Source organism: Vreelandella sp. L-25 (assembly GCF_056857535.1).
This window is the reverse complement of sequence record NZ_JBSXNH010000079.1, coordinates 1-18,860: the sequence shown is the minus strand read 5'-3', so window position 1 is coordinate 18,860 and position 18,860 is coordinate 1. Positions and strand designations below refer to the sequence as shown.

The window sequence follows — 18,860 nt, the reverse complement described above, 5'->3', positions numbered from 1 at the left end:
TCTCTGGCGGTTACTTCACCGTGTTAACGCAGTTTATCAGGCACTTTTAGGGTGCCTGATCTGCTTCCTGATCCCGCTGCTCCCGCCACGCCATGATTTCCCCAAACCGCTTCTCCTGGCCAAACGGACTCGGCTCGTAAAAGCGTGTTTTCGGCACGCCTTCCGGCCAACAGTCGTGAGCGCTGCCCGCTGGATAGCCATCCGCTTCGTTATGAGCATATCGGTAGCCCTCGCCATGGCCTAGCTGCTCCATCAGTTTGGTAGGTGCGTTGCGTAGGTAGGTGGGTACTTCCACCTGGGGCTGCTGCTGGACAAACTGCTGGGCGCTTTTCCAGGCCCGGTCAATGCGGTTACTTTTAGGTGCCACTGCCAGATGAATCGCTGCATGGGCAATCGCCCGTTGGCCCTCATAATCGCCCAGGCGCAAATAGGCATCCCAGGCGGCGATGACGAGCGGCAGGGCGCGCGGGTCGGCATTGCCTACGTCTTCCGAGGCAATGGCGGTTAAGCGCCGCACGATATCCAATGGGTCGCCGCCGCCCTGGATAAAGCGCGCCATGTACAAAAGTGCGGCATCAGGGCGCGACGATCGAATCGATTTATGGATGGCGGATAGCAGGTCATAGTAAGCATCGCCTTGCTTATCAAACGCGCTGGACTGATGGCCGACTACATCCGCCAGTACCGCTTTGCGTAGCACCTCGCGACCATCTTGCTGTTCGGTAAAATCACAAGCCGTTTCCAGTAGCCCTAAGGCTCTCCGGGCATCCCCCGCGCTAGCGTGGGCGAGGGCTTCCAGTACGCCAGGCTCTATATCAATTGGTCGCTTGCCCAGGCCGCGCTGGTCATGCGCCAATGCTTGCTGCATCACCTGAATGAGCTCTTGCTGGGTTAGTGGCTTTAGCACATAAACACGCGCGCGTGAGAGCAGCGCTGAGTTCACCTCGAAGGAGGGATTTTCAGTGGTGGCGCCAATCAGCGTTAACAGGCCGGACTCCACATGAGGCAGCAGTGCATCCTGCTGGCTCTTGTTCAAACGGTGAATCTCATCTAAAAAGAGAAGCGTGGGAGAAGTGCGCTGTCGGGCGCGCTCCACTACCGAACGGATCTCTTTTACGCCAGCCATCACTGCGCTTAGCTGCTCAAGATGGGTCTCCGATGCGCGAGCCAGTAGCTCTGCCAAGGTGGTTTTGCCTACCCCTGGCGGCCCCCACAAAATCATTGAGCGCACCACGCCCGACTCCGCCATGCGGCGCAGTGGCTTATCCGGTCCTACCAGTGCCTGTTGGCCAATATACTCATCCAGCGTTAACGGGCGCATACGAAAGGCCAGTGGGGCGTCTTCACCTGGAGTGGCTTCAAAAAGATCCATATAAACTTCCGTTGTAAATCGGGGCGTTGGACAACTAACGCTTAATAAGTGTCTGTGGTAAATAGGGTAACGTCAGACTACCTTGTGGCATAACGATAAGAAGCGCCCACCAGCGTTAGTCATCATAGAGGCGCAAGGCAAGGATTAACGCTAGTGTAGTAGAACCCAGCTCATGATTGTGTGCCTAATGCTCTGTAGGGAGAGCGGCAGGCATGACACTTACGAAGGAGACGGCACGATGTTAAACCAACTGCGTCTAGATCATGCCAACATGGCGCGAATGCTCCATGTGCTGCAGCTAAAGCATAAAACCTTGGCTAACGGCGAGCGGCCCGACTTTCAACTGATGCGTGAGGTGGTCGATTACATTTTGTCCTACATGGATGGTTTTGCTACGCCCCTTGAGCGCATCTGCGTTGAACGGCTCAAAACCCAGGCGCCGGAGCATCTTCCGCTGATGGAGCAAATGGCGAGCGACTATCGTGAGCTAAAGCCGCGCTTAATGCGCCTGTCCCAGGATATCGACATGATCCTGATGGATAACATCCTGCCCATGGATCGTTTCGCGGATGATTTAAAAGCATACCTGGAAGCCCACCGAGGCTATCTGCGCCACGAGCGGGAGGGGCTTTTCCCGCTGATCGACCAGCATTTCAACGAAGAGGATATGGAGGAGCTGCGCCAAGCGCTGCCCGAAGGCGCTGAAAAAGAGCTGGAGCGTCTGCAACTCGCCTACCCAGAGCTTTACGCTGAACTATGCGGTGCGGAAGTTCCAGCACTGTAACTCCTGTCAAATGTGAATCCTTCAGAGCCGAACGGGGCGTGTTAAACTGGCGCCCCGTTTTTATTGGGCGGCTGAAAAGCTGAGTCATTGCGTGGTGGCCGTTGCCAGTAGCGCCACTATTAATGGGGTGGGTTTCAACATAGCGGACTGTGCAGGTGAAGGGTGATGTCAGGGCCTATACTGATTTTTGATTCCGGCGTGGGCGGGCTTTCCGTTGCCCGTGCGCTGCGCCAGCACTATCCATCGGCTGCCCTGTGCTACGCCTGCGACAACGCTTGGCTACCTTACGGCCTGCGCGACGATGCGACCCTCGCTAAGCGGATTGTGATGGTTTGCCAGGCGGCAGTCCAAGCGTGCCAAGCCAGCGTGCTGGTGGTTGCCTGTAATACTGCCAGCACCCTTGCCCTAGAAGGGCTGCGCCAAACGCTCTCAATTCCTGTCATTGGTACCGTGCCCGCGATTAAACCGGCAGCGCTGATGAGCACATCGCGCCATATTGGCCTGTTGGCCACGACGGCTACGGTGAATCGCCCCTATACCCAGGGGCTAATCGACAGCTTTGCCAGCGACTGCGTGGTGACCAAAATAGCGGCAGATGCCCTGGTTACCGAAGCTGAAGCGTGGCTAGCCGGAACGCCGCTCAACGCACCGCGCATTCAGCAAGCGCTAGCGCCGCTATGGCAAGCCACCCAAGAGAGCCCCGCGCTAGATACTGTCGTGCTTGGCTGCACCCACTTTCCGTTGCTGCAACCACTATTAGTCACGCTGGCACCAGCGCCTATCACATGGGTAGACTCCGGTGATGCCATTGCCCGCCGGGTGGGGCAGGTGGCCACTACCCTGGTGAGCAGTGCACACGATGGCCGTTGCTTCACCACGGCGCCTGCTCAGGCGCTTACCGATGGCTTCGCCCGCTACGGCTTTCATGAACCACGGCCGCTCGTACTGCCCGGCGCCCGCTAGGCGGCGGTGAATAAACGTCTTTTTTCCTATTTTAATATTTAGTGATGAGGAGCCACCTTGGCGATCCCTACAGTAGATCCAGCACGCTACGACGAACAGCTGGCTGAGAAGCAAGCCTATGTGGAAAGCACGTTTGCTGCGTTTGATACGCCTGCGCTCGAGGTGTACCCCTCGCCACCCAGCCATTATCGCCAGCGTTGCGAGTTTCGCATTTGGCATGAAGAGGACGACCTCTTTTACGCTATGTTCGAGGTCGACCCGGAAAACCCCAAAAACAAACGAGTGGTTCGGTTAGATCAGTTCCCTGTGGCCAGCGCTCAGATCAACGAGCTGATGCCCAAGCTGCGGGAGGCCTTTCTCGCCAGCGACGAGTTGCGCCGCCGCCTGTTCCAGGTGGAGTTTTTAACCACGCTCTCCGGGGAAGCGCTGGTCACGCTGATTTATCACCGCCCGTTGGGCGATGCCTGGGAAGCCGAAGCCCGTGCTTTGGAAAGTGCCCTGGGCATCATGATTATTGGCCGCTCCCGCAAGCAGCGCCTGGTGCTTACCCGCGATCACGTGTGGGAGCGTTTAACGGTGGATGGCCGCACGCTGCACTACCAGCAGGTAGAAAACAGCTTTACCCAACCCAACGCCCACATTTGCCAAACCATGCTGGGATGGGCCAAAGAGGCCACACAAGGCCGCCAGGCAGAGGATCTCGTAGAGCTGTACTGCGGTAACGGCAACTTTACCATTGCGCTGGCTGAGAACTTCCGTCGCGTGCTGGCCACCGAGATTTCACGTACCTCCGTCGCTAGCGCCAACGTCAACCTTGAAGCCAATGGCGTGACCAATGCCCACGTGGCCCGCATGTCGGCGGAAGAGTTTGCACTGGCACTGAAAGGGGAAAAAGAGGGCCGCCGCGTGGCCGAGATGGCGCTGGACGAGTATGACTTTTCAACCGTGTTAGTCGACCCGCCCAGGGCCGGGCTAGATGAGCAAAGCTGCCAACAAATCAGCGAATACGCTCAAATCGTCTATATTTCATGCAACCCGGCCACGCTTGCCGAAAACTTAACGCTACTGACTAAGACCCACGATATTGAGCGTTTTGCGCTATTTGACCAGTTCCCGTTTACCCACCACTGTGAGTGTGGTGTGTTGCTGACCCGTCGGCAGCCACAAGTGGCCTCACAAAGCTGATACGCTGAACTTGTCAATAGTGCTTATGATGCACAAGCGGCATACTCCATGAATAACCTGTCAGTTGGTTAGGGTGGCGGTCCTGGGTAGCGTAAGCTAACAGGTAGAGTGGCCTAAAGGCCTATTGTCCTTCGTTTTTTTGGCCTATGTAGTGGCCCCAGGCAGTCGAGGTGATGGATGCATTACGTTGCGATTGAAGAGAGTCGGCGGGATCTTTTAAAGCAGCTACAAGAGCGATTGGAAGCGCGACTGGAGCCAGCACGGGCGGCCGCCATCGAAGCCTTTGCGCGCCACTTTTACGCCACGGTGCCAGTGGAAGACCTGGTAGACCGTCGGTTGGATGACCTTTACGGCGCGACGCTCTCCATCTGGCAGTTTTTACAGCACCATGACCCGCAAAGCCCCAAAGTGCGTATTTTTAACCCGGACTTTGAAGAGCATGGCTGGCAGTCGACCCACACCTTTGTGGCGGTGCTCCATGAAGATATGCCGTTTTTGGTCGACTCCGTACGCATTGAACTCAACCGTCGCGGCCTAACGGTACACGCCATTCAAAATGCTGTGTTCGCCGTGGCGCGTGATAGCCAGCATCAATTGAAGGCGCTGACCTCTCCCAAAGATGAGAATGCACCGGACGCCCGTGAATCGCTGATTGTGATCGAAGTCGATCGCCACACCGACGCCGAGTCCCTGGCGAAAATTGAGCGCAATCTGCATGAAGTGCTGCGCGATGTACGCACCGCCGTGAGCGATTTCGATGCCATGTGCGGTCAGATTACTTCCGCCATTCAAGAGCTGGAAAAGAACTGCCCACCGCAAATTGACCCGGATGACCACGAAGAAGCCATTGCCTTTCTAGAGTGGCTGTTGAAGGATAACTTCACCTTCCTAGGCTACGACGAGTACCTGCTGGACGGTAACGAGCTGCAGCGCGATCCTAACAGCGTGCTGGGCGTATTCCGCCTAGATCAGCCGCGCTACCGTGAGCGTATCCGCACCGAAGAGGGCATCGACGAGCACGACGACTACGTGCTGGTGCCGCAACTGCTCTCGTTCGCCAAAAGCGCGCACCACTCCCGCGTGCATCGCCCCACTTATCCAGACTACATCACCGTCGACCGCTACGACGATGACGGCAATGTAATCGGCGAGCGTCGTTTCTTTGGCTTGTTCACCGCCACGGTATACAACGAGTCGCCGCGCAATATTCCGCTGCTGCGCCGCAAGCTCAAGGCCGTGATGGATATCGCTGGCTTCAATCCCCAGGGCCACAACGGCAAGCAGCTGCTGCAGGTATTGGAAGTCTACCCCCGCGATGACCTGTTCCAGATCAGCACGGAATCCCTGGCCAGCACCGCGTTGGGTATTCTCAATATTCGTGAACGCCGCCAAGTGCGCCTGTTTATCCGCGCCGATGTCAGCGGTAAGTTCTACTCCTGCCTGGTGTTTGTACCACGGGACGTGTTCTCTACCGACCTGCGCCAGCGTATTCAGGGCATGCTGTGTGATGAGTTGGATGCCCACTTTGGCGACTTCAATACCTACTTATCCGAGTCGGTGCTGGCGCGTATCCAGCTCATTCTACGTTTTAACGGCGACGCCCCCAGCCAGTACGACCTGAAGCGTTTGGAGAGCAAAGTCGCCCGCTTGGCGCGCAGCTGGCGCGACGAGCTGCAGGCAGCCATGGTCGAAGGTTTTGGTGAAGAGCGCGCCAACCACCTCATCGACCAGTTCCACGATGCGTTCTCCGCTAGTTACCGGGAAGACTTCAATGCCCGCACGGCGGTATTTGACGTTCACCACCTGTTAACCTTGGATAGTGGCAATGACCTGTCGCTATCGCTCTACCGCCCGCTGGAAGAGCAGGCAGGCGGCATGAACCTGAAACTGTTCCACCGCGAATCGCAAATTCCGCTCTCTGATGTGTTGCCGATGATGGAAAATCTCGGCCTGCGCGTGATTGGCGAGCGCCCCTACGATATCAATGCGCCGCAGCAGCGCTATTGGATTCACGACTTTGAGCTGGAACATAGCCGCGAAGGCGTCAACCTGAGCGAAATGCGCGACACCTTCAGCGAAGCGTTCAAGCGCATTTGGGCAGGCGAGGCCGATAATGACGCCTTTAACCGTCTGATTATCAGTGCTGGCCTGGACTGGCGTGAAGTGGCTATGCTGCGCGGCTATGCCCGCTATTTGAAACAGATCCGCTTCGGCATGTCCCAGGACTACATCGCTGCAACGCTGGCCAACTATCCGGCCATCACCCAAACCCTGGTTGAGCTGTTCCGCTTACGTTTCGACCCGGCCCAACAGCCCAGTAACCTAGACGACTGCTTAGCACACCTTAACGAGCACCTGGAAGGCGTTGCCAGCCTCAATGACGACCAGCTGCTGCGCCGCTTTATGGAGCTGATCCAGGCCACGCTGCGCACCAACTATTACCAGAAAACTGACGATGGCCGCTTTAAGGATTACATTGCCTACAAGCTGGAACCGTCAAAAGTGACCGGTATGCCCAAGCCACGTCCGGCCTACGAGATTTTCGTCTGCTCGCCGCGTGTCGAAGGCGTTCACCTGCGCGGTGGCAAAGTGGCGCGTGGCGGCCTGCGTTGGTCGGACCGTCTTGAAGATTTCCGTACCGAAGTGCTGGGCCTCGTTAAAGCGCAGCAGGTGAAAAACGCGGTAATCGTGCCCGTTGGTGCGAAAGGCGGCTTTGTGTGCAAACGCATGCCGGAAAACGCCGACCGCGAAACCCAGCAGAAAGAAGGCATCGCGTGCTACCAAACCTTCATTCGCGCGCTGCTGGATGTCACCGATAATCTCGTGGGTGGCGAGGTGGTACCGCCGCAAAACGTGGTGCGTCACGATGAAGATGACACCTACTTAGTGGTTGCCGCAGATAAAGGCACCGCTACTTTCTCGGACATCGCCAACGCAATTTCCATCGAGTATGGCCACTGGTTGGGTGACGCATTTGCTTCCGGCGGTGCCAACGGCTACGACCATAAGAAGATGGCGATTACGGCCCGCGGCGCATGGGAATCCGTAAAGCGTCACTTCAAGAACCTGGGCGTCAATACCCAGGAAGACCTGTTTACCGTGGTGGGTATCGGTGACATGGCGGGGGACGTGTTCGGTAACGGTATGCTCCTTTCCGATAAGATCCAATTGGTGGGCGCCTTCAACCACCTGCACATCTTCGTCGACCCGAACCCGGATGCCGCAGCGGCCTTTGCCGAGCGCAAGCGCCTGTTCAATCTGCCGCGCTCCAGCTGGGAAGATTACAGCAGCGAACTGATCTCCCAGGGGGGTGGGGTGTTCAGCCGCAGCACCAAGTCGATCACCATCACGCCGGAAATGCAGCAGGTGTTTGGTATCGAAGAAACGCGCTTGTCTCCTAACGATCTGATTCGCGCCATGCTCAAGGCGAAGGTGGATCTGATTTGGAACGGCGGTATTGGCACCTATGTGAAAAGCTCAGAAGAGACCGATGCGGACGTGGGTGATAAAGCCAACGACGCGCTGCGCATCAACGGTAAAGAGCTGAACTGCCGTGTGGTCGGCGAGGGCGGTAACCTGGGCCTGACCCAGCGTGGCCGGATGGAAGCCGCCGCCAACGGCGTGCGGGTTTACACCGACTTCATCGACAATGCCGGGGGCGTCAACTGCTCCGACCATGAGGTCAATATCAAGATATTGATCGACGAAGTGGTCAAGCGTGGCGATATGACCAACAAGCAGCGTAACCAGCTGCTGGCTGACATGACCGAAGAGGTCGCCGACCTAGTGATTCTGGATAACTACCGCCAGACCCAGGCACTGGACCTGTCGGAGATCTTGTCTCACCAGGGCATGGGGCCGTACCGTCGCTTCATTAGCGAGCTGGAGTCCGCCGGTCAAATAGACCGCGAGCTTGAATTCCTGCCTGCCGATGACGTTCTGAAAGAGCGTGCCAGCAACAACCAGGGCATGCGCCTGCCGGAGCTGTCGGTACTAATCTCCTACGCCAAGAGCACCCTGAAGGGCGACTTGATCAACTCTGACGTGCCGGACGATCTCTATATTCACCGTCATCTGGAGCGCTTGTTCCCCGCCGTGCTCACCGAACGCTATCAAGCCGAGATGTACGACCACCGCCTGAAGCGGGAAATCGTGGCAACGCAGGTGGCTAACGACCTCGTTGATCACATGGGCATTGTGTTCGTACGCCGCTTGATGGATTCGACCGGTGCTGGCCGAGCCGACATTGCCCGCGCCTACGTCGTCGCCCGGGATGCCTTCAACCTGACCGATTTGTGGGCGCAGATTGAAGCACTGGATAACCAAGTGCCCAGCTGTGTGCAGTACTCCATGATGCTGGACCTGATGCGCATGATTCGCCGTGCAACACGCTGGTTCCTGCGTCAGCACCTGGGGCTTTCGACCCAGGACACCATTGAGTACTTCGGTCCGCGCTTAGCGCAGCTGCAGGAGAGCATTGGCGAGTTGCTGAGCGGTGAAGAGCAGGCCGCATGGCGCAAGCGCTGCGACGAGCTGCAAGCCGCTGGTGTGCCAGAAGCATTGGCTGCTACCGTGGCAGCGGCACCGAGCCTCTACGCTGGCCTGGGCATTATTCAAGCGGCCCGCATCACCAACGAGAAACCCCAGCGGGTAGCCGAGGTGTTCTATGAAATCGGCAGCCGCCTGGAGCTACCCTGGATGATTCAGCAGGTCACGCACCTTGAGGTGCGCGACTCCTGGCAGGCTCAGGCGCGGGAAACCTTCCGCGATGATATCGACCGCCAGCAGCTAGCGCTGACGACAAGCGTCTTGAAGCTGGAGGCGGGCAGCCGCGACACCCAGGAGCGGGTGGCCCAGTGGTTGGAGCAGCACGCCGAGCTACACCGCCGCTGGTGCCGCTTGATCGACGAAGTGCGTGGCGGAAGCGAAGGCGGATTCGCGCTGTTTGCCGTCGCGGTTCGTGAGTTGGTGGATTTAGCCGAGAGCGATAGCAAAGCATAAGCCCTTACGGGTTCTATGAGAAAAGCTACGTTCTAACGAAAAGCCGCGCCCTGGGAGACCAGGACGCGGCTTTTTTCATTCTGCGAAGAGGGGGCGATGTGCGTTATACTGCGCCCGCCCCGCACTTCGCCCACCGCTCAGGAGAGTCTTGCTGATGTACCCAATTGCCCGCTCGCTGCTATTCCGCCTGGACCCCGAAACTACCCATAGCATGGCGCTGAACGCGCTTGACGCGCTGCATAAGGTGGGCGGCATTAAGCGTGTGTATGGCGAGCCGGTGAGTGATCCTGTCGAACTCATGGGGCTGCGCTTTCCTAACCGGGTCGGGCTTGCCGCCGGGCTGGACAAAAACGCCGACCACCTTGATGCGCTGGGCGAGCTGGGGTTTGGCTTTGTAGAAGTGGGCACCGTGACCCCTAAAGCACAGCCGGGTAACCCCAAACCGCGCCTGTTTCGGCTAGTTGGGCATGAGGCGATCATCAACCGCTTTGGGTTCAACAACAAAGGGGTGGAGCATCTTGTTGCCCAGGTTAAAAAGCGTCACTACAACGGCATTGTGGGTATCAATATCGGTAAGAACTTAACCACCTCGGTTGAGCATGCGCTGGATGATTATCTGGCCTGCCTCAACGCGGTGCACGGCTCGGCGGACTACATTGCGGTGAATATCTCATCACCCAATACGCCGGGGCTGCGTACGCTGCAGTTTGGTGAACAGTTAGATGCTCTTTTGGGACCCATTCGCGCTAAAAGCCGCGAGCTGGATGCCCAAGCAGGCCGCAACGTACCGTTGCTGGTGAAAATTGCCCCGGACATGAGCGAAGAGGAAGTGGCATTAGTGGCAGGCAGCATTGCCCGTAACGAGCTAGATGGCGTGATTGCCACCAATACCACCGTTTCCCGGGACGCGGTCAGTGATGACCCACAGGCTCAAGAGGCGGGTGGGCTTTCCGGTAAGCCGGTGTTTGAGGCGTCCAACACGGTGATTCGTCTGCTGCGCGCCCATCTCCCCACGCTGCCAATTATTGGGGTGGGCGGTATTGATAGCGGTGAAGCGGCAAAGGCGAAAATAGCCGCTGGTGCGGACTTAGTACAGCTCTATTCAGGCTTGATTTACCAAGGCCCAGCGCTGGTACAGCAGTGTGCGAAAGCGCTCAAGCAGGGTGAATGAAGCGGCTACCGCTGGGGCACTAAAAAGCCCGCTTGGCAGCGGGCTCCGTTCTCCAAATGTATGTATAAAAGGTAAATAAACTAGGTCATAACCATGGGGTTTTTATGAATACCGGAAACGCCGGTCATTCCATCCCACTGGTCGCCGCGACCTTCACGCCAACCACTCATCCAATACTCGCGTAAATTGACATCTTGACTGGGACAATCATCACGGGAGCGACCCGTAATACCCGCTTTATAGCCGTGAACATAAGCCCGCTGGAAGCGATCACGTTTTTGTCGTTTCATTGGCTAACCTCTTTGCATGAAAGCCTTTGATAAGAAGTAGGTCACAAGGCAACGTAGTAACAGCAGGCCCATAGGCGTGCTTTACCCAGATTGCCAGCACCACTTCGAGAAGTGACTTCAAGTTCAAGAGTGAGCTGCTGCCTCAGTGCGAATGCCTAGCACTCACGTGCTGAACGGAAGAAGCGGCAAACTCAAACAAGCCATGGGTCGTTACTGGTGTTATGAAACATGCACAATAATGACCCTGACAAGCAACACATGCGTTTTTAGTAGCTACCCTCTTATTGTTAGACCATGATGGGGTCACTTGTCGACCATCAAATTGTCATAAGACATACATTCATTTGCCATATACAGGAATATCGCGCGGTTACGCGCGGCGATCACCATGACCGAGCTGAGCCAAACTGCCCCTCTAAACCTCCTAGCGACCTGCCCTAAAGGCATTGAAGGCCTGCTGGCGGACGAACTCACGGCCCTGGGCGCTGAACCGGGTAAAACCACCGTGGCAGGGGTCTATTTTTCTGCCGACCAAGCCACCGCCTATCGGGTATGTTTGTGGTCTCGCTTAGCAAACCGCGTGATTTTGCTACTGGCGCGTGAAGCGATGATAGAGACCGCAGAGCAGGTACGCGATGTGGTTGCACGCATCGCCTGGAGTCAGCATCTTGCCCCCGGCAAGACCTTGGCGGTGGATTTTCATGGCCGCAGCGACCATATTCGCCACACGCGCTTCGGCGCACAGACGGTGAAAGATGGCGTGGTGGACGCGCTGCAGTTAGGCGGTCGAGAGCGGCCCAATGTGGACACCAAAGCGCCTGACCTACGCATTTACGCCCACCTGCACCGAGCCAACCTGAGCCTGGGAATTGATCTCTCTGGCGAGAGCCTGCATCGTCGTGGCTACCGCCGCGATGTGGGTCACGCGCCGCTTAAAGAGAACCTAGCGGCAGCACTGCTGGTGCGCGCAGGCTGGCCGGAGCGGGCCAAAGCCGGCGAGCCACTGATCGACCCGCTGTGCGGTGCCGGTACGCTGCTGATTGAAGCCGCGCTGATGGCGGCTGACCAAGCCCCTAACCTGAACCGCGAGCGGTTTGGCTTTCACGGCTGGGCAGGCCATCAAGACGTGGTGTGGAGTGAATTAAAACGCGAAGCTGAAGCACGCGCCTCGATTGGCCGCAAACGCTGCAAAACGGAACTGATGGGCTTTGATCAAAGCCCGGCAGCGCTGACCGCCGCGAAATCTAACGCCATGCGGGCGGGCATTCCTGCGCTGATAACGCTCCACGGCCAGAGCCTTGCTCAACTAACCCGGCCAGAGACCCTGACCGCCGAGCAGGGGCTATTGATCACCAACCCGCCCTACGGCGAGCGCTTGGGCGAGCTGCCTGAGCTGGTGCAGCTTTACGCCCAGCTCGGTGAAAAAGCTAAGGCGCTGTTCCCCGGTTGGACGCTAGCGATGTTTACTGGCAACCCGGATCTTGGCCACCGCTTAGGCCTGCGTGCCCATAAACAGTACGCGCTAAAAAACGGCGCGCTGGATGCCAAACTGCTGTTAATGGAGATTGGCAGTGTTCGTCCTGCGCCTCAGCAAAGCGGTGAGCCGTCAGAAGCGGGCGTAGCACCTCAGGCAAGCAGTACTGCAAAACCGGCGGTGTCGGAAAATGCGCAGATGTTTGCCAATCGTCTAGCGAAAAACCAGAAACGCCTGAAAAAGTGGCTGAAGCAGAGCGGTGAGACCTGCTACCGCATTTACGATGCCGATATGCCTGAATACGCGCTGGCAGTGGACCGTTACGGCGACCGCGTGCATGTGCAGGAGTACGCCGCGCCCAGCTCTATTAACCCGGTGCAGGCGCAAAAACGGCTGTTTGATGCCCTGGAAGTGCTGCCCGAGGCGTTGGGTGTCGACCCTAGTAAGATTTATGTCAAACGCCGCGAGCGGCAAACCGGTGCGGCCCAGTACCAAAAGCGCGAAGCCAGCGGCGAGCGTTTTGAAGTGCAGGAGGGCAGCGCTCGGCTATGGGTCAACCTGCGCGATTATCTGGATACTGGCCTGTTTCTGGACCACCGTCCGGTACGTCGGATGCTCGGCGAGATGGCCAGCGGCAAGCGCTTTCTCAACCTGTTCTGCTATACCGCGACGGCCACTGTGCAAGCCGCGCTGGGCGGGGCCAGCGACAGCGTTAGCGTGGATATGTCCAACACCTACCTGGAGTGGGCGCGGGACAACTTTGCGCTCAACAAGCTCGACCCAAGGCTGCACCGCGTGGTGCGTGATGACTGCTTCCGCTGGCTGGAAACCGCCAACGCGCAGTTTGATCTGATCTTTATGGACCCGCCGACCTTCTCAAACTCGAAGAAGATGCGCGACACGCTGGATGTGCAGCGCGACCACCCGCGCTTAGTGGAACTGGCCATGGCACGCCTAGCCCCTGGCGGTACGCTGGTGTTCTCCAACAACCAGCGGCGCTTTAAGCTGGATGAAGCGCTGAGCGAGCGCTACGCGGTAGAGGAGATCACCACGCGCACCTTCGATCCAGATTTCCAGCGGCGCACCAATCTGCATCACGTGTTTTTGCTGCGCCACTCGTCATGATCCACTCCTCCTGAGCCGATAAAGAGCAAGGGCGATGATTGAACTATCGATTTACACGACGCTGGGGTGCCATTTGTGCGCCCAGCTAGAGGCGCTGGTGGCCACACTGGCCAACCAAGAGGTGAGGTTGCACCACATCGAGATCAGCGACGACGACGCGCTGGTGGAGCAATACGGCACACGAATTCCGGTGTTGGTGGATGCCAACGGCGTTGAGCTGGATCGCGGCTTCGATGTGGCGCGTTTAAGCCACTGGTTGAACGAGCGGGGCTGGTTGGATGAGGCGGCACTTGCCGCGCTCACCACGCCGCCGGAACAAGCGCCCCCCGTGGGGGTGCATCAGCGCAATGGGCGGCGCTTCTTAGGTTAACGAAACGGGCGAATCTGGCTAACAGGTGATGCGTCAGAGTGCGTCTAATAGCGACAGCTGGCGCATCGCTTCCTGGCCTGCCGGTGTGTGGTCGGCGGCTTCCAGCACCTTGCGGAATCCGCGGGAGGATTGAATCGTTGCTTCATCCTCCAGCCACATCTGTGCTTGCTCCAGGCTATCCGCTAACTGGTGCTTCAATCCGCCAAACTGGGTGCCGATTTGTCCCCAGGCGCGGCTGAAAATCCAGTCGCCGAACATATCCTGGTGAATATGCACCAACACATAGTCATGGTCGGTTTCCCAGCGTACGATCACACCCATCTCCTTAACGACTTCTTGATCATGCCTGCACAGCAAGCCATTGCGGACGTATTGTAAAGCCCGGATACTAAAACGCCTATGAAACTTGTTATCGACGCTAATATCCCCGCCGCCGACGCCTGTTTTGGGGGCGTGGGTACGTTGCACCGCTTGCCGGGCCGCGAGATCCGAGCGGCTGACCTGCAAAATGCCGATGCGCTGATCGTGCGCTCCATCACTCAAGTGAATCGCGCGTTACTTACCGATAGCCCGGTGCGCTTTGTGGGCACCTGCACCATTGGCACCGACCACATTGATCTCGATTATCTCAAAGAGCGCAATATTGGCTTTGCCAGCGCGCCGGGGTGCAATGCGGAGGCGGTGGTCGATTATGTGCTCAGCAGCCTGCTGACGGTGAGCGAGCGAGAAGGCTGGCCGCTGCTGGAGCGAACCGTGGGGATTGTTGGGGCAGGCAATGTGGGTAGCCGCTTGCAGCGCCGCCTACAGGCGCTCGGCGTTGCGGTACGGGTGTGTGACCCTCCCAGGGCGGAACAAGAGGGCGCAAGCGGCTTTGTGTCACTCGATAAACTGATTGGTGAGAGCGACGTGATTTGCCTGCACACCCCGCTGGTGAAGGCTGGCCCTCACGCCACTTATCAACTGCTGAACGCCCAACGCATCAACGAGCTGGCCCCTGGTACGCTGCTGCTAAACGCTGGGCGTGGCGACTGCATTGATGGCCTGGCGCTGCGCAGCCGTTTGGCAGGGAAGGGTGATATCACCGCCGTGTTAGACGTTTGGGAAGACGAGCCGGACATTGATGCAGGGCTGCGTGATTTGGTCGCTTTAGCAACGCCACATATTGCCGGACATAGTCTGGATGGCAAGCTGCGCGGCACCTGGATGATTCAGAAAGCGTTGGCAGCGCAGTTAAACCAGCCCAGCGGTATGCCGTTTAGCGAGCTCTGCCCGCCGCCAGCCCTGGCCACGCTAACGTTGCAGAGCGCACTGCCGGTGGAAGAGGCACTTCGGCTGTGTGTTCGGGCCGTGTATGACGTGCGCCGTGACCACGATGCCTTGCAGCGTCAGGTGACGCACCAGGGGATTGCCAAGGGCTTTGATAGCTGCCGCGCCAACTACCCGCTGCGCCGCGAGTTCGCCACGCTCACCGTCTTTCTGGAAAACGACGCTGTGTCATTGCAGCCGTCGCTTCAGGCGGCAGGCTTTCAGGTGCGCTGCGGCTAACACGCATCATTGGTTTACCTAAACGCACAAGGCCCGCATTGGCGGGCCTTGGCGTATCTTATTGAGCGTTCACAGCTTACTGACGGTAAGCGGCTTCTTTTAGGGCGCGAATACGGTCATCCAGCGGCGGGTGGCTGGCGAACAGCTGCTCGACCAGCGAGCGGGTCTGGCCTTTGGTGATGGCCATCGCACGCAGGGTGTCCGGCATTTGGTCGGGCATCTCGGTTTCGGCCTTCAAACGTGCCAGGGCGTTGACCATCGCACCGGTGCCTGCCAAGCGGGCACCCGCTTCATCAGCCCGGTACTCGCGGTAGCGAGAGAACCAAGCCACAATCGCGGAAGCGACGATGCCAAAGACGATTTCTGCCACCATCACCACTGCAAAATAGCCCATGAAGCCCAGGCCACCTTCGCCGTCGCTGCGGCTTTTCAGGAAGCTATCGACCAAGTGGGCGACAATGCGGGCGAAGAACATAACGAAGGTGTTCACTACGCCCTGAATCAGCGCCAGCGTCACCATGTCGCCGTTAGCCACGTGGCCAATCTCATGGGCCAGTACCGCGCGGACTTCTTCAGGACGCATGCGGTTGAGCAAGCCCGCCGATACCGCTACCAGGGCATCGTTCTTATTCCAGCCGGTGGCGAAAGCGTTGGACTGCTGGGCGGGGAAGATGCCTACTTCCGGAGTTTTAATGCCCGCTTCCCGAGACAGTTCGGCCACGGTATCCACCAGCCACTGCTCTGTGGAGTTCGACGGGTTTTCGATAATCACCGTGCCGGTTGAGCGCTTCGCCATCCATTTAGAGATAAACAGCGATACCAGCGAACCCGCCATGCCAAACACAAAGCTGAAGATCAGCAGGCTGGTGAAGTTAATACCCTGGCTGTTGAGATAGCTCTCAACGCCAAACAGCCGCAGCGTAATGCTGGCGACCAGCAACACCGCTAAGTTAGTGGCTAAAAACAGCACGATTCGCATCATGGATGAAGATCTCCCTCAAGGTCATAACAAGTGTTAATGGAATGATGGCTTAGATACGTGCATTTCATGTCAGTTTCAAGTCGCTGGTTGAGTGTCGATAGCTGCTGCCGATAACTACTGGCGATAGCGAGACAAGAAATTGGCAAAGCGGTCCAGCGCGTCGCCGAGCTGGTCGGCCCAGGGCAGCGTGACAATGCGCACGTGATCGGGTTCTGGCCAGTTAAAGGCGGTGCCCTGTACCAGCAGAATTTTTTCCTGCAAGAGCAAGTCCAGCACCAACTGCTGGTCATCTTTAATATTGAACACTTTGGGGTCTAAACGCGGGAACGCGTAGAGCGCGCCTTTGGGCGTTACGCAGGAGACCCCAGGAATTGCGTTGAGTTTCTCAACGGTAATGTCGCGCTGGGCCAGCAAACGCCCGCCCGGCAGAATTAAATCGTTGATCGACTGATAACCGCCTAGCGCCGTTTGAATGGCGTGCTGGGCAGGAACGTTGGCGCATAGTCGCATCGAGGCCAGCATGGTCAGGCCCTGAATAAAGTCCTTCGCCCGCTGTTTCGCTAGCGTGCCGGAAATCGTCATCCAGCCAGAGCGAAAGCCCGCGCAGCGGTAGCTTTTAGACAGCCCGTTCATGGTGATCACCAATTGATCATCGTCGGCCAGCGCGCCGGTAGCGGTGTGTTTAACCCCGTCGTAGAGAATCTTGTCGTAGATCTCATCGGAGAACACCACTAGATTGTGCTCTTGGGCGATATCCAGCACTTCCCGCACCACTTCCGGCGGGTAGACCGCACCGGTGGGGTTATTGGGGTTGATGATCACAATGGCGCGGGTACGGCTGGTGACTTTGGCACGAATATCGGCCATATCCGGTGCCCAGTCGGCCTGCTCGTCGCACAGGTAGTGCACGCCGTGGCCGCCAGAAAGGTGGGCGGCTGCGGTCCAGAGCGGGTAATCCGGCGCGGGGATTAGCACTTCGTCGCCGTCGTTTAACAGCGCCTGCATGGCCATGACGATCAACTCGGAAACGCCATTACCAATATAGATATCTTCGATACCCACCCCAGGAATCTGCTTACGCTGGCACTCCTGCATAATCGCCTTGCGGGCGGAGTAGAGGCCTTTGGAATCACAGTAGCCCTGGGCGGTGGGCAGGTTGCGCATCACGTCCTGCAAAATCTCTTCCGGCGCTTCGAAGCCAAACGGTGCTGGGTTGCCAATGTTGAGCTTCAAGATTCGCTGGCCTTCCTCTTCCAGGCGCTTGGCGTGGTCGAGTACCGGGCCGCGAATGTCGTAGCAAACGTTGTGCAGTTTGTGTGATTTTTTCAGCGTGTGTGATTCTCTAGGCTGCGGGGTGTCCATGGGGTGCGTTATCCAAAAGTGTCCAGTGCCGTGGAAGTGTTTGACGTGTGGCTCATTATGCGTCGGATGAGGCCGGGCTGTCTTGGTCGTTTTGCGCTGGCGGCGGCGGAATATCTGCCGGGGTTTCCAGCGTGACGCGGCCAAGCCTGCCATCGCGTAACTCATGCAGCAGTACTTCCGCGCCGCGGTGCAGGTCTACTTCGCCGCCAGGGCGCAGGCCGCCGCGCTTTCCGGCGATTTCTTTGAGAATGGCGTGGCCGTCAAACCCGGCAATAGCAAGAAAATCAGGCTTTTTCGGGCCGTCGGCGTCGACTTCCTCCACCACGGGGGCTTCGTAGGTGGGCAGCGCTTTTAGCTTATAGCGGGCGGTTAGCTCGGCGGGGTAGCGTTTGGCAAGCTCCGCGCTGGCAACAATGGCCACATCGGTATACTCAATGGCGGTATCGCGAATCGCGCCGCTGGCCGCCAAGCGGTAGGCGCTGGCTTGGTCTTCGATTTTGGGCCAGAGCACCCCAGGGGTGTCGATGAGCGCTACTCGACCATCAATGCGTACTTTTTGCTGGCGCTTGGTGACCGCCGGCTCGTTGCCGGTTTTGGCAATTTTGCGCCCGGCTAGGCCGTTAATCAGCGTCGATTTGCCTACGTTAGGGATGCCCATCACCATCACGCGCACGTCGCGGTCGGCACGCACCGCTCCCGCCAGTTCGTGGCAGAGCTTGGGGATCTTCTTAAGCTCGCGGGTATTGGTGGTGGTAATCGCCAGGGCGCGAGTGTCTGCCTGGGCGTCAAAAAAGGCCACCCACTCGTCGGTACGAACGGGGTCGGCCAAGTCGGCGCGGGAAAGAATTTTCAGCACCGGCTTATGGCGGGTCAGCTCGGCCAGCATGGGATTTGCGCTGGAGTAGGGCAGGCGCGCATCGAGCACCTCGATGACCACATCGATTTCTGGCAGCGCGTCCTTGATCTGGCGGCGGGCCTTATTCATATGTCCGGGGAACCAGCCGAGCATGGGTTTCTCCTACAAGCACAAAAATACAAGCATAAAAAAGCGGGCGACCATTCTAGCAGATGGTGCCCGCCTTGCCGTGCTTCCTTTCACTAGGGTCTCCCCATTTTCCGGCGTGTCATCGGCATAGTCCTCCTGAGGAGGTGAACAAGTCTGGTATTCGTGCCTCGGCGTCTGGCGCTCTTCTCCAGAGGGGGTAGAAAACACTTCGGCCTTGAGCAAACAGCCGT

15 protein-coding genes are annotated in these 18,860 nt (G+C 58.0%); 8 read left to right on the top strand and 7 right to left on the bottom strand.

Going from position 1 to position 18,860, the window contains the following annotated elements:
- Positions 1-46 precede the first annotated feature (46 nt).
- Positions 47-1,372, bottom strand: a complete 1,326-nt coding sequence (locus AC13CN_RS13120) for a replication-associated recombination protein A (protein WP_062359285.1) — start codon at positions 1,370-1,372, stop codon at positions 47-49.
- Positions 1,373-1,610: 238 nt separating this feature from the next.
- On the opposite strand from AC13CN_RS13120, the gene AC13CN_RS13115 reads away from it, so the two are divergent.
- The 5 genes from AC13CN_RS13115 to AC13CN_RS13095 all read left to right on the top strand — a co-directional run bounded on the left by AC13CN_RS13115 (position 1,611) and on the right by AC13CN_RS13095 (position 10,476).
- On the top strand, positions 1,611-2,156 hold the full coding sequence (locus tag AC13CN_RS13115) for a hemerythrin domain-containing protein (RefSeq protein ID WP_172515608.1): 546 nt from the start codon (positions 1,611-1,613) through the stop codon (positions 2,154-2,156).
- A gap of 165 nt (positions 2,157-2,321) precedes the next feature.
- Positions 2,322-3,119: a glutamate racemase gene (gene murI, locus AC13CN_RS13110; protein WP_172515609.1), complete on the top strand. Its 798-nt coding sequence runs from the start codon at positions 2,322-2,324 to the stop codon at positions 3,117-3,119.
- A gap of 57 nt (positions 3,120-3,176) precedes the next feature.
- On the top strand, positions 3,177-4,304 hold the full coding sequence (gene trmA, locus AC13CN_RS13105; protein ID WP_172515610.1) for a tRNA (uridine(54)-C5)-methyltransferase TrmA: 1,128 nt from the start codon (positions 3,177-3,179) through the stop codon (positions 4,302-4,304).
- 177 nt (positions 4,305-4,481) lie between these two features.
- Positions 4,482-9,305, top strand: coding sequence for an NAD-glutamate dehydrogenase (locus tag AC13CN_RS13100; protein WP_172515611.1), 4,824 nt, complete (start codon positions 4,482-4,484; stop codon positions 9,303-9,305).
- 154 nt (positions 9,306-9,459) lie between these two features.
- Positions 9,460-10,476 carry a quinone-dependent dihydroorotate dehydrogenase gene (locus tag AC13CN_RS13095; RefSeq protein ID WP_074210870.1) on the top strand — a complete coding sequence of 339 codons (1,017 nt, stop codon included), beginning with the start codon at positions 9,460-9,462 and terminating at the stop codon, positions 10,474-10,476.
- Positions 10,477-10,556: 80 nt separating this feature from the next.
- Here AC13CN_RS13095 and rmf read toward each other — a convergent pair whose 3' ends face one another.
- Positions 10,557-10,766: a ribosome modulation factor gene (rmf, locus tag AC13CN_RS13090; protein ID WP_009722578.1), complete on the bottom strand. Its 210-nt coding sequence runs from the start codon at positions 10,764-10,766 to the stop codon at positions 10,557-10,559.
- A 388-nt stretch (positions 10,767-11,154) separates the two neighbouring features.
- Here rmf and rlmKL point away from each other — a divergent pair, with 388 nt between their 5' ends.
- Together rlmKL and AC13CN_RS13080 are read left to right on the top strand one after the other, a co-directional pair.
- The gene (gene rlmKL / locus AC13CN_RS13085) at positions 11,155-13,365 is read left to right on the top strand and encodes a bifunctional 23S rRNA (guanine(2069)-N(7))-methyltransferase RlmK/23S rRNA (guanine(2445)-N(2))-methyltransferase RlmL (protein WP_172515612.1); all 2,211 of its coding nucleotides are present in this window, start codon (positions 11,155-11,157) and stop codon (positions 13,363-13,365) included.
- A 34-nt stretch (positions 13,366-13,399) separates the two neighbouring features.
- Positions 13,400-13,735 (top strand): glutaredoxin family protein, encoded by a 336-nt coding sequence (locus AC13CN_RS13080; RefSeq protein WP_044627787.1) that lies wholly within the window; start codon positions 13,400-13,402, stop codon positions 13,733-13,735.
- Between the two features lie 33 nt (positions 13,736-13,768).
- On the opposite strand, the gene AC13CN_RS13075 is transcribed toward AC13CN_RS13080, so the two are convergent.
- On the bottom strand, positions 13,769-14,050 hold the full coding sequence (locus AC13CN_RS13075; protein WP_058576952.1) for a WGR domain-containing protein: 282 nt from the start codon (positions 14,048-14,050) through the stop codon (positions 13,769-13,771).
- Positions 14,051-14,134: 84 nt separating this feature from the next.
- On the opposite strand from AC13CN_RS13075, the gene pdxB reads away from it, so the two are divergent.
- Entirely contained in the window at positions 14,135-15,280 is a 1,146-nt protein-coding gene (gene pdxB, locus AC13CN_RS13070; protein ID WP_074210868.1) for a 4-phosphoerythronate dehydrogenase PdxB, read from the top strand.
- A gap of 76 nt (positions 15,281-15,356) precedes the next feature.
- On the opposite strand, the gene htpX is transcribed toward pdxB, so the two are convergent.
- The 4 genes from htpX to AC13CN_RS13050 all read right to left on the bottom strand — a co-directional run.
- Positions 15,357-16,262 carry a protease HtpX gene (gene htpX / locus AC13CN_RS13065; protein WP_172515613.1) on the bottom strand — a complete coding sequence of 302 codons (906 nt, stop codon included), beginning with the start codon at positions 16,260-16,262 and terminating at the stop codon, positions 15,357-15,359.
- A 114-nt stretch (positions 16,263-16,376) separates the two neighbouring features.
- Entirely contained in the window at positions 16,377-17,624 is a 1,248-nt protein-coding gene (locus AC13CN_RS13060) for a pyridoxal phosphate-dependent aminotransferase (RefSeq protein ID WP_074210866.1), read from the bottom strand.
- 55 nt (positions 17,625-17,679) lie between these two features.
- A complete protein-coding gene (ylqF, locus tag AC13CN_RS13055; protein WP_054641419.1) occupies positions 17,680-18,633 on the bottom strand; it encodes a ribosome biogenesis GTPase YlqF in 954 nt (317 codons plus the stop codon).
- 9 nt (positions 18,634-18,642) lie between these two features.
- On the bottom strand, positions 18,643-18,860 hold a 218-nt coding region (locus AC13CN_RS13050; RefSeq protein ID WP_483053202.1), incomplete at its 5' end, for a hypothetical protein.